This window comes from Scytonema sp. NUACC21, from assembly GCF_054684315.1.
This window is the reverse complement of sequence record NZ_BAAFZH010000038.1, coordinates 24,983-36,422: the sequence shown is the minus strand read 5'-3', so window position 1 is coordinate 36,422 and position 11,440 is coordinate 24,983. Positions and strand designations below refer to the sequence as shown.

12 protein-coding genes and 2 pseudogenes are annotated in these 11,440 nt (G+C 44.5%); 8 read left to right on the top strand and 6 right to left on the bottom strand.

The genetic code is table 11. The features are described 5' to 3' along the window. Positions 1-227 precede the first annotated feature (227 nt). The 3 genes and pseudogenes from lipA to sigC form a co-directional block, all read left to right on the top strand. The gene (lipA, locus tag ACYRY3_RS04010; RefSeq protein WP_460200457.1) at positions 228-1,106 is read left to right on the top strand and encodes a lipoyl synthase; all 879 of its coding nucleotides are present in this window, start codon (positions 228-230) and stop codon (positions 1,104-1,106) included. A 79-nt stretch (positions 1,107-1,185) separates the two neighbouring features. Then, the gene (locus ACYRY3_RS04005) at positions 1,186-2,115 is read left to right on the top strand and encodes an NAD(P)H-dependent glycerol-3-phosphate dehydrogenase (protein WP_460200456.1); all 930 of its coding nucleotides are present in this window, start codon (positions 1,186-1,188) and stop codon (positions 2,113-2,115) included. Positions 2,116-2,681: 566 nt separating this feature from the next. Continuing rightward, a pseudogene (gene sigC, locus ACYRY3_RS04000) lies at positions 2,682-3,728 on the top strand (RNA polymerase sigma factor SigC); the annotation flags it as partial. 454 nt (positions 3,729-4,182) lie between these two features. On the opposite strand, the gene ACYRY3_RS03995 reads toward sigC, so the two are convergent. After that, entirely contained in the window at positions 4,183-4,317 is a 135-nt protein-coding gene (locus ACYRY3_RS03995; protein WP_460200461.1) for a hypothetical protein, read from the bottom strand. Between ACYRY3_RS03995 and ACYRY3_RS03990 the strand changes: the two genes are divergently transcribed. Then, positions 4,296-4,814 (top strand): O-methyltransferase, encoded by a 519-nt coding sequence (locus ACYRY3_RS03990; RefSeq protein WP_460200460.1) that lies wholly within the window; start codon positions 4,296-4,298, stop codon positions 4,812-4,814. The two genes, ACYRY3_RS03995 and ACYRY3_RS03990, sit on opposite strands and share 22 nt — an antisense overlap. Before the next feature lie 77 nt (positions 4,815-4,891). On the opposite strand, the gene ACYRY3_RS03985 is transcribed toward ACYRY3_RS03990, so the two are convergent. From ACYRY3_RS03985 to hcp, 4 genes are read right to left on the bottom strand one after another with little or no spacing between them, the layout of a single operon-like run. Then, complete coding sequence (locus tag ACYRY3_RS03985) at positions 4,892-5,563, bottom strand: glutathione S-transferase family protein (RefSeq protein WP_460200455.1); 672 nt, start codon at positions 5,561-5,563, stop codon at positions 4,892-4,894. Positions 5,564-5,595: 32 nt separating this feature from the next. Further along, positions 5,596-6,723, bottom strand: coding sequence for an aryl-sulfate sulfotransferase (locus tag ACYRY3_RS03980; protein ID WP_460200454.1), 1,128 nt, complete (start codon positions 6,721-6,723; stop codon positions 5,596-5,598). Between the two features lie 31 nt (positions 6,724-6,754). Continuing rightward, the gene (locus tag ACYRY3_RS03975) at positions 6,755-7,438 is read right to left on the bottom strand and encodes an aldo/keto reductase (RefSeq protein ID WP_460200453.1); all 684 of its coding nucleotides are present in this window, start codon (positions 7,436-7,438) and stop codon (positions 6,755-6,757) included. Then, positions 7,410-9,044: a hydroxylamine reductase gene (hcp, locus tag ACYRY3_RS03970; RefSeq protein WP_460200452.1), complete on the bottom strand. Its 1,635-nt coding sequence runs from the start codon at positions 9,042-9,044 to the stop codon at positions 7,410-7,412. The genes ACYRY3_RS03975 and hcp overlap by 29 nt, the downstream gene beginning before the upstream one ends. Before the next feature lie 327 nt (positions 9,045-9,371). Between hcp and ACYRY3_RS03965 the strand changes: the two genes are divergently transcribed. Continuing rightward, positions 9,372-9,515, top strand: a complete 144-nt coding sequence (locus ACYRY3_RS03965; RefSeq protein WP_460200459.1) for an FAD-dependent oxidoreductase — start codon at positions 9,372-9,374, stop codon at positions 9,513-9,515. Positions 9,516-9,623: 108 nt separating this feature from the next. Here ACYRY3_RS03965 and ACYRY3_RS03960 read toward each other — a convergent pair whose 3' ends face one another. Then, positions 9,624-9,839, bottom strand: a complete 216-nt coding sequence (locus ACYRY3_RS03960; protein ID WP_460200451.1) for a hypothetical protein — start codon at positions 9,837-9,839, stop codon at positions 9,624-9,626. A 77-nt stretch (positions 9,840-9,916) separates the two neighbouring features. Here ACYRY3_RS03960 and ureE point away from each other — a divergent pair, with 77 nt between their 5' ends. From ureE to ACYRY3_RS03945, 3 genes and pseudogenes are all read left to right on the top strand, one after another. Further along, entirely contained in the window at positions 9,917-10,360 is a 444-nt protein-coding gene (gene ureE, locus ACYRY3_RS03955; protein ID WP_460200450.1) for an urease accessory protein UreE, read from the top strand. Further along, a complete protein-coding gene (locus ACYRY3_RS03950) occupies positions 10,338-11,030 on the top strand; it encodes an urease accessory protein UreF (RefSeq protein ID WP_460200449.1) in 693 nt (230 codons plus the stop codon). Before ureE ends, ACYRY3_RS03950 begins: the two co-directional genes overlap by 23 nt. Then, positions 11,011-11,427: pseudogene (locus ACYRY3_RS03945) on the top strand (amidohydrolase family protein); the annotation flags it as partial. The gene ACYRY3_RS03950 and the pseudogene ACYRY3_RS03945, both read left to right, overlap by 20 nt. Positions 11,428-11,440 lie beyond the last annotated feature (13 nt).

The window sequence follows — 11,440 nt, the reverse complement described above, 5'->3', positions numbered from 1 at the left end:
CTACCAAGCTGCGCTACATCCCGGCAATTTAATGCCAATATTATTCACCACTATATCATAGATAGTCGGTATTAACAAAGCAACATGGATAAATGCCTAAAATTCCCGAGCTTTTTAACATAGCCCGTGAACGTGGGCTTTCTTCGTGTAGCCCCAAGGCAAATCGCGGTAGTTTCCAAACCCGCGTTATTATAAATCATGTATGTCTAAAGTGGTAGAGTGAAACTGTGACTGTAAAGCCAGACTGGTTGCGGGTGAAAGCGCCTCAGTGGGAGCGCGTTGGTAACGTTAAAGAAATTTTGCGGGATTTAGCCCTCAATACGGTTTGTGAGGAAGCCTCATGTCCAAATATTGGGGAGTGCTTTAACGCTGGAACAGCCACATTTTTAATTATGGGACCCGCTTGCACGCGTGCCTGTCCCTACTGCGATATTGACTTTGAGAAGAAACCTAAACCTCTAGACCCTACTGAACCGACAAGGTTGGCGGAAGCAGTCCGTCGGATGAAACTCAATCACGTGGTGATCACCTCAGTGAATAGAGATGATTTGCCAGATGGCGGTGCGTTGCAGTTTGTCCGTTGTATCGAAGAAATTCGCACTGTTTCGCCCCACACAACAATTGAGGTTTTAATTCCCGACTTGTGCGGTCATTGGGAAGCACTTTCCTTGATTCTCCAAGCACAACCGGAAGTTCTCAATCACAACACGGAAACAGTCCCGCGTTTGTATCGTCGGGTACGCCCCCAAGGAAATTACGAACGGACGATGGAATTGCTCACACTTTCCCGTCAAATGGCTCCTTGGATTTACACTAAGTCCGGTATTATGGTCGGGTTGGGTGAAACAGATGAAGAAATTCGCCAAGTGATGCGGGATTTGCGTGCCGTTGATTGCGATATTTTGACCATTGGGCAATATCTTCAACCGACCCAAAAACATTTAAAGGTTGATAATTTTATTCATCCAGAACAATTTGCTGCATGGCAAGCATTCGGTGAAGAACTGGGATTTTTACAAGTTGTTTCTTCACCCTTGACAAGAAGCTCTTACCATGCAGAGCAAGTTAGAGAATTGATGGCGCGTTATCCGAGGAAAAAGAGTTAGTGGTTAGTGGTTATTGGTTAGTGGTATTTTTTGACAAATAACTACTAACAACTAACTACTAACCACTAACAAACGACAAATGACTAATCCAAAATCAGTAGCCATTTTGGGTGGCGGTGCTTGGGGAACCACTCTTGCAACTCTGGCGATCGCAAATGGTCATGAGGTTCGGCTGTGGTCGCGTCGCAGTTCTCAAACCCTGGGGGAAATCACCCAGGGTACTGATATTGTTGTTTCTGCTGTTTCGATGAAGGGGGTTCGGGCGGTTACCTCCAGAATGCAATCTTTGCCCGTGTCACCAGAAACTATTTTTGTCACCGCAACGAAGGGTTTAGACCCAGAAACCACCTGCACTCCATCACAAATTTGGCAAGAAACTTTCCCCAGCCATTCAATTGTCGTTCTCTCGGGGCCCAACTTATCTAAAGAAATTGACCAGAACTTACCTGCTGCAACAGTCGTTGCCAGTCAAAATATGGCTGCAGCAGAGTTAGTGCAAGTGGTCTTGTCTTCCAGCCGTTTCCGGGTATATACCAATTTCGATCCCTTGGGAGTGGAATTAGGAGGAACACTCAAGAACGTAATTGCGATCGCAGCAGGAGTTTGTGATGGATTGCACTTAGGCACCAATGCCAAAGCCGCACTAGTCACCCGTGGGCTGACAGAAATGGTTCGTGTTGGTACCCACTGGGGTGCGAAGATGGAAACGTTTTATGGTTTATCGGGGTTGGGCGATTTGCTAGCAACCTGCAACAGTCATTTGAGTAGAAATTATCAAGTCGGCTATCAATTGGGTTGTGGGAAAACACTGACAGAAATTCTTGACCACTTAGAAGGCACTGCTGAGGGAATAAACACCACTAAAGTTTTGGTGCAACGAGCCAAGCAGCATACCATCCCCATCCCCATTACCGAGCAAGTTCATCGGCTGCTGGAAAATGAAATCACGCCCCGACAAGCACTGGAAGAGTTGATGCTGCGCGATCGCAAACCCGAGTTTCATTGGTAGGGGCTAAGAATACTGCTGTACTGCTGCGCCTGAGGTTGCTCAGATTCCCGACAAATTGTATGACCCCTCCCCACAATTTTGCATAGTTTTATGCAATGTAGAGACGCTTCCAACAGCACGTCTCTACAGAATTAAGGACTGCTTATTCAACATTTAAAAACCATATAACCAATTAATTGTAAAGACCAATTTAGCAAATCTTCAGGAAACTACCTAAGCATTCATGTAGATATGACTATGAAAACGAACCCTAGGATTAATGTACTGAATATATGTTTATACTAAGTACTCTAAAGAAAAGACCAAAATTATTAAGGATGAAATCTTAAATTGGGGAACTCGCTTTCTGAAGTCCTGTCCTGAATTTTCATAGCTATTGGTTAAAGGGAGAGCTACAGCAACCGAGCTTTCGGAGGCACTGTGTCAAAAAAAACCGTACAGTTTTTTGAAAAAAAACCTAAAGGTCACCCTCAACCGTGTTATTTCTTCAAAAATCACGGGAACAATAGCAACAGTTGATTAGCTGACTAAATCTGTTGTTACCTGGAGCCATTGAGACGAACTTTATGCCAGCAACATTTTCTTACGCAGATGCCGCCTACGAGTCCAAACAATCCAGCCAGGTGTTTGACGCCGATCTCACGGTTGACGAAAGTGAATTACCGATAGAAGAACTAGAAGAGATGGAATTGGCTGCGTCCGACCCCGCTAGTTTTGCTGCTAATCCTAACCGACGCAGCACAGATTTGGTACGTCTTTATCTTCAAGAAATTGGTCGGGTGCGTTTGTTAGGGCGCGATGAAGAAGTTTCAGAAGCTCAAAAAGTCCAGCGTTACTTGCGGATGCGGATAATCCTTGCTAAAGCAGCCAAGGAAGGAGATGCTATCGTTGCTCCTTATCTTCGGATTATCGAAGTTCAGGAGCGTTTAGTATCAGCGTTGGGACATCGTCCTTCCTTAGAACGGTGGGCTCGTGAGGCTGGTGTAGACGTGTTCGAGCTCAAGCAATCATTAGTACAAGGTAAACGACGCTGGGCTGAGGTTGCCAAAATCACTGTCGAAGAACTGGAGCAAATTCAGTCACAGGGACTCCAGGCAAAAGAACACATGATTAAGGCTAACCTTCGTCTTGTGGTATCTGTTGCCAAGAAGTATCAAAATCGCGGTTTGGAATTGTTGGATTTGGTTCAAGAAGGCACTCTTGGTTTGGAAAGAGCCGTTGAAAAATTTGACCCCACCAAAGGCTACCGTTTCAGTACCTACGCATATTGGTGGATTCGTCAGGGAATTACACGGGCGATCGCAACTTCCAGCCGTACTATCCGCCTCCCAGTCCACATTACAGAAAAACTTAACAAAATCAAAAAAGCTCAGCGCAAAATTGCACAAGAGAAAGGTCGCACCCCCACTCTAGAAGATTTAGCACAAGAGCTAGAAATGACTCCCACACAAGTCAGAGAAGTCTTGTTGCGAGTTCCTCGTTCCGTTTCTTTAGAAACTAAAGTCGGTAAGGACAAAGACACAGAGCTTGGAGAATTACTCGAAACTGATGGGGTTACCCCAGAACAAATGTTAATGCGAGAATCTTTACAAAAAGACGTGCATCATCTTCTGAACTGCATATAGTTGCCCAGCTGATTTTAAACAGCCGTACCACGACAATCATTGACCCTGAAACCTCCAAATTTGCTACTCAAACAATCTTACCTGATGAAGCAGTTCACCGTTTTGGGGTTTTAGCTTGGTGGCAAAGCAAGTATGACAAAGCTTCACCAACAGAGAAAGCGGAAATTGTTGCTCAATTATTAGAACTGGACGAAGAAGGACAACGACGACGTAATCCTTATTTAAAAAAGCATTGGCAGATTGTTCACAATGCTACAGGTGCTGAAATTGAGGGACTATCAGCTATTTACGATGCTTGGCGACGAGAGGTACTCGCTTACTTCCTCGATATTCCCGTTGTTCAACTTCCTCCACTTGTAAGTGTAACTGAATAACATACAGTGGCTTAATGGCAGATGATATATGACTCAGGAGCAATGGACTGCGGTTGACGATTACTTCATCAATCTGCTTGTGCCGACTGACCCCGTACTAGATGTGACACTCCAGTCCAGTATTGAGGCTGGGCTACCACCGCAACATGTTTCGCCGAATCAGGGCAAGCTGCTGCTACTGTTGGCGCAAATTCAGAGGGCACGCAATATTCTTGAGATTGGCACGCTGGGCGGCTACAGTACGATCTGGCTGGCGCGGGCGTTGCCTCCTGACGGTCGCTTGATTTCGCTGGAGGCAAACCCGAAGCACACCGAAGTTGCTCGCTCCAACATCGCACACGCTGGTCTGTCCAACGTCGTTGAGTTGCGCCTCGGTCGGGCACTAGATACGCTGCCGCACCTTGCTGCTGAGGGTCTGGCTCCATTTGACCTGATATTTATTGATGCCGATAAGCCAAACAATCCAGATTACTTTGTGTGGGCGCTTAAGCTTTCCCGTCGCGGTAGCCTGATTATTGCCGATAATGTTGTGCGTAACGGAGCGGTAGTTGATGCCGCCAGTAGCGATCCTAGTGTCCAAGGAGTTCGCCGCTTTAACGAGTTGCTTGCTGCTGAGCCGCGTGTCAGTGCTACAGTGATTCAAACTGTGGGTAGCAAAGGGTACGACGGCTTCGCGATCGCCCTCGTCACCTCTAATTAGTAGCAAGGAAAAATATTGAGCCTGCACCTATGAGTGTCAAGAAATGATAATGAATTGACACTCATACTTCGGAACTACTAATTTACACTTACGGGCACGGGCGCATATCTAGCATAACGCTCTAAATAGAATTCCCTGGAATTCGCGATCGCTTTCACCGACTCTAACTGACTCACTGCATTGCGCCAATGTTGCAAGCGAGTTAACTCAGTAGGTATTTGAAAACCACGATACTCTTCAATAACAGCCCAACGCTCAAACCAAGGATAATAGGTAAAATCAACAAGACTGATGGAGTTACCAAACCAGTAGGGTCCATCTCCAGATAATTTTGCTAAGGCTTCATTTTCAATAAATCGCAAATGATTGCGTAATTCTTCAGCAGCAACTTTTTGTTGTTGGGAGTCTGGAGAACGTAGCAAACTAGAGTAGGCAGGGACAAACCGAGTGTTGGCAAAATCAATCCAAATTCTTGCTTGCGCCCTGAGTATTGGCTCTTTTGGTAGCAAAGATGGCTCAGAGATTGCTTCCTCTAGGTATTCGTTAATAATTGCTGATTCCCAAACCCGGTGCTCACCATGTTTGATGGCAGGTACTTTACTATAGGGAGAGATCTCTGTAAATCCTGCTGGCTTGTTTTGCAAATCAATTTCAACTAGATCGAAGTTAACACCCTTTTCTTGTAAAGCTAAGCGTGAGCGGTGAGCAAAGGGACAAACAACGGCACTGTAGATTGTAATTTTTGTCATGTTGAATTTCCTAATCTAAAATCCAAAATTTTCTAGAGCCAAGGCACTTCTGCTGGTGAATAACGGAAGGCTCGGAAGACAGAATTTTGTTCTCCGCGAGATACGAGAGCATGCTCACCAGGAACATCTTGAAGTTCAAAGAAGGGATTAACATATTCCCACACAATTTCTCCAGAAGGTGTCACTTCAAATATGCGTCCATAAGCACCTTCAGTGATTAGGGTATTCCCATTCCCCAACCGCTGCGCGCCTGATATATAGGAACTGAAAAAATTTTGTGGAGGGTTATCTGTATACTCCCAAACTATCTCTTGATTCTGCCGATTAACTTCAATCACGCGGGAAAAATTCAAAGCTGTATGACGACGATGGGCACCGTTATCAAAAATCAGCAAATTCCCATTAGGTAATTCGTTGGGAAAATGTTGTTGTGCCAGCACGTTGTGCCCAAGCTCCCAAATAATTTCTCCTGTTTTCTTATCAACGATCGCAACTGTGGAAATATTACGAAAACTCAAAATAATATTTCCATCTGCAAGTTCACCGACAGTATTGCCATGAGTCCATTCGTGTCGATTATCCTGCGCTGTGATAATATCTGTCTCTGGATCTAAGTGTTCGTAAGCGTGCCAAGTCCAGACTATCTCTCCTTCAGGTGTGACTTCATAAACGACATCAGCATATATGTCACCACCATCTACTTCTGTTCCAGGAAGACCACCTTTAATACGAGGAACTAAAGACTGAGGAATTTTTTCAATACATAGTAAAACTGTATTCCCATTTCTAAGGCGGCGTGCATCGTGATGGTGGTCTGGATGCTTGTACTCCCATAAAATTTTTCCTTGGGGATCTGCCTCTAAAACAACACCACCTTTAAATAGCGACCACATGGGAAAACGAGGTGAATCTTCTTGAACCTTACCATTGTAGAAGAGGTTGCCATTAGGTAGAAGATAGCCGTAGAGCCCTGGTGAATAGGGAAGTTTCCACTGATGAACAATTTCTCCTTCTAGGTTAATCAGGTAAACATCTCCTTGACCTGTCAGTGGTGTAAAAAGCGTATATCCTGAAAAAGCTTTGTCAGGGTTGTAAGCTCTTAAACCAGTCCCGCGACGTCGAATAGTATTTTGGTCAACAAAGGTTGCTGCTAGAGTCATAAATTATTCTCTTGTTGAAAAAATATTTTATTTAACCATGCCCTAGAATGGGATGGGGTTTGTAGGGTTCTTCAAGTAATTTGCGCTCTTCCTCAGAAAGCACCAAATTCGCAGCTTCAACTGCATCTTTCAAATGTTCTATTTTGCTAGCACCAATGATGGGAGATGTAACGCCTGGTTGGTGCAACAGCCAAGCTAAGGCAATTTGTGCTGGAGCTACACCCCGTTGTTTTGCTAAATCTACAACACGCTCTACAACTTGGAAATCTGAATCCTCATAATAAAGTTTTTGAGCAAAATCATCAGTCTTCGCTCTCACAGTTTCACCAAAATCTTGCTTTTGGCGATTCCCAGCCAAAAAGCCTCGAGCTAGAGGACTCCAAGGAATAACACCAATTCCCTCAGCCCGACACAACGGCAGTACCTCTCGCTCTTCTTCCCGGTAGACTAAGTTGTAGTGGTTCTGCATTGAAACAAAACGAGTCCAACCGTGTTTGTCTGCTGTATAAAGAGCTTTAGCAAACTGCCATGCATACATACTGGAAGCACCAATATAACGAGCTTTGCCTGACTTGACGACATCATGCAGTGCCTCTAGAGTTTCCTCTATGGGTGTCTCGTTATCCCAACGATGAATCTGGTACAAATCTACATAATCTGTTTGCAGCCGTCTTAAAGAAGCGCAATTAAGCAAGACAAGCTGCCAAATCCTCATCTGGCGTTGTGATGCGCTGCAAATGGTATTTCTCTGACAGGAGTTTAAACACGTTAGGTGTGATAAACGCTGGTAGAGTTGGACCCAAGCGGATATTCTGAATTCCCAGATGCAGGAGGGTGAGTAGAATTGCTACAGCTTTTTGTTCGTACCAGGAAAGGATCATTGATAGTGGCAGTTGATTAACATCTACATTGAAAGCATTTGCCAGTGCTAGCGCTATCTGAATTGCAGAATAAGCATCGTTGCACTGCCCTACATCCATCAATCGGGGAAGACCGTTAATATCTCCTAGTTCTTTATCAAAAAAGCGGAATTTACCACAGGCGAGGGTGAGGACAACACAGTCATGAGGTACTTTTTCTACAAAATCACTGTAGTAATTACGACCAGCCTTAGCACCATCGCAACCACCGACTAGGAAGAAATGACGAATATCTCCCTTTTTCACAGCGTCAATAACCTCACCAGCTACACTCAGTACAGCATTCCGCGCAAACCCTGTGGTGACCGTGCGTAGTTCTTCATCTTCCGTAAAACCGGGCAATTCCAATGCTTTCTCAATGACGGGTGTAAAGTCGTCAGTATCTAAATGTGCCAGCCCCGACCAACCTACCGGACCTAGGTTGAAAACTCTATCTTTATAAGAGTCATGGGGTGGCATGAGACAGTTAGTTGTCATCACAATAGGACCGGGGAATTTTGGAAATTCTTTGGTCTGATTTTGCCAAGCGGTGCCGTAGTGACCGTAAAGATGGGGATATTTTTGCTTCAAGCCGGGATAACCGTGGGTGGGAAGCATTTCTCCATGAGTGTAAATATCAATGCCCTTACCTTCTGTTTGCTTGAGGAGTTCTTCCAGGTGTTTGAGGTCGTGACCGGATACGAGAATGGCTTTGCCTTTTCTAACAGTGATGGGGACAGACGTAGGAACGGGGTGACCGTAGTGACTTGTGTTACCCGCATCCAGCAGTTCCATTGCCCGTAGGTTAATCTCACCGACTTTAAGTGTGGTATTTACCCAATCCTCAAGGGTTCTATCCTGTGAATCCAAAGTAGCTAGGGCTTCATGGAAGAATGCATAAACTTTATCATCATGTTGACCTAGTCTTGCAGCATGATAGCCATAGGCAGCAATACCTTTTAACCCATAAATAGTTGTTAGTTTTAGGGAGAAAATATCGGTATTTTTAGCAGATTGACTAATAAATTGATATTCAGCTTCTTTCCCTTGTTGAATTAAGCTTTCTTTGGTATTTGCTGGTTCAAAGCAGGATAAACCAGACCATTCTGTGATTATACCAGCTGACTGGATTCTGGTTTTTATCTCTTCTCTTAAAGCAACACACGTCTGAATGTATTCAACAAATTTATCACCGTCAAAGTTGACATTGGTGAGAGTTGAAAAGAGTGCTTCGCAGGTAAAAATATCTGCTTCGCGGCAAGGGATTCCTAATTGATGGGCGTAAAACGCTACTTGCCCCAATCCGCGCAAACTATGAAGTAATAAATCTTGTAAAGCATCAACTTCTGGAGTTTTACCACAAGCACCCCATTGATAACATCCTTCTCCTCTAGTTGTTTGTTCGCACTGGTTGCAATACATATCTCACGCCTCCGTTTGCCTGTCTATACCCACCTTATGAGCTACACCCCAAAAGGTCTTTGTCTTCAGCTAAAAACCATTGTGGGTTGCGATTGTGAGTTTCCTGTGAGGACTCATAGAATCAAACACATCGGTTCAAGGTATTCTTATCAACAGAGCGAAGATCAAGGCATACCTAATGACGAGATCGGCATTGATAGCATCATTACGGCGAGCTTACACAATCTCTAGGGCATCGCTAAAAACAGGAATTCCTACAGATGAAATAGTTGATATTTTCCAACAAAGGATCGGGCGTCGCCGCTTAATAAACAACGGTTCGGTCATCTGTTTTTTGCAGGCGAACACTGTTCCCAAGTGTTTCAATGTTATATGGAAGGTGGTTGTAGAACAGGAGAAATGGCTGCTACTGAAATTCTGCGTTCTCTGGGCAAAAAAAGTATGAAAAAAAGTATGAAGGATAAAGGGTAAAGGATGAAAAATTTCTTGGGCTACAAAGAGGGATGGAAGCTCCCGTTTCACTATAAGGTACTTCATCCTTCATCCTTCACACTTCATTTTTCATTCTTGTTTTGCTGACTAAAACAAGCCGTAGTAATAAGCAGTTGCAAATAACAGAACAACCAACACTCCTATGGAAACGTTGATGGAAAGTTGCAGAGGGAGGCTTTTCTCAGGGTCGTTCTGACCGTGGTCTTCAACAGTAGAAAGTTTGGCTGGTTTGGGATCGTAGTAAGGTGGAGTAGGATGGTCTTGAACTGGGTGTTGGTGAGTTGGATGGTCTTGAGTTCTCATAAGTAATAACCGTTCATCTTTATCAACTAATTTACTCCTGCTACCGTAAACTGCATCTAGCGAAAGAACTACGCCCTATGTTGACCTTGACCCGGCACAAACAGCCAAATCCAGATACAGCAGTGACCGTAACCCTCGCTCTAACTGCAGAAGAACGGACTCGCAGCCGCCATCGTTTTGAGACGGAGGACGGTCAAGCAGTGTTATTGCGTTTACCTAGAGGAACGGTGTTACGAGATGGGGATATTCTGGAAGATGAAACGAGCGGGATTTTGGTAAAGATTACTGCAAAACCAGAAGCCGTTTTTACTGTCACTGCCCAAACATCCCTGAATTTATTACGGGCAGCATATCATTTGGGCAATCGTCATGTACCGGTGGAGATGACAACGACTTACTTGCGGTTATCTCCTGACCCAGTTTTACGTGTCATGCTGGAACAACTGGGGCTAAAAGTACAAGAAGAAGTCACACCATTTCAACCAGAACCAGGTGCTTATGGACACCATCACCCTCACTGATACTCTTCTTTTGTGTCTCTTGCAACTGGCTAGCCCAGCTTTGCCTGTAGGCGCTTACTGTTATTCTGAAGGCTTGGAAACATTGGTAGAAAATGATGGCACGATTCGCGATCGCATGACCTTAAAGCAATGGTTGGAAGCAGAATTGCGTTACGGAGCCATTCGGTTAGAGGGGGCAGTTATGGTAAGAGCTTATACCTCCATGAAAATGGATGATGTCAAGGGCTTATCATATTGGAATATGTGGTTATCTGCTGCACGGGAGACAGAGGAGTTACGCGCCTCAAGCTGGCAAATGGGGCGATCGCTCATCCGACTGCTGGCAGAATTGCAACCGCAGATTGTGCCTATTACAGATGCTATTGGTAGTCCCTGCAATTATGCCGTTGCTTTTGGAATTGCCGGTGCATCTTGGAATATCAATGTACGAGCAGCACTATTGGGATATCTACACACTTGGGCAAGCAATTTGATAACTGCTAGTGTAAAACTCATTCCTTTAGGGCAAACCACAGGACAGCAATTATTGCTGGAATTACAAGAATTACTTAGTATTGCAGCCGTGGAAATTGAGAGCTTGGAAGATGATAACCTAAATTGTTGTAGTTGGGGCTTGTCTTTAGCAAGTATGGCTCATGAAACTCAGTATACAAGATTATTTAGAAGTTAGGGATAAGAATGTAGAACGACAAATGACAAATGGGATTACACCCCGTCAGGCAGTAGAAATGGCATCCTTGGGTGGTGCTAAAGGATTGAACGTCGTAGAGGAATTGGGATCGGTTTCCGTTGGTAAAAAAGCCGACCTTGTTATGTATGACCTTACCAACCTATCATTACTTCCGCGTACAGACCCCATTGGCTTATTAGTTCTCGGTCGTCCCACTAATGTTGTAGATAGTGTATGGGTTAGTGGCAAGCAAGTGGTCGCTGATGGAAAAATCACCAACATCAATGTGGATGATTTACGACAAGAATTGTTTAACCACAGTCAATGGCATGCAAATCGTAAATCTCAAACTGTTGCCCAAATGGAAGCTCGCTATCGTGCAGTGATGGGTTTGTAGCTCGATACGGTTT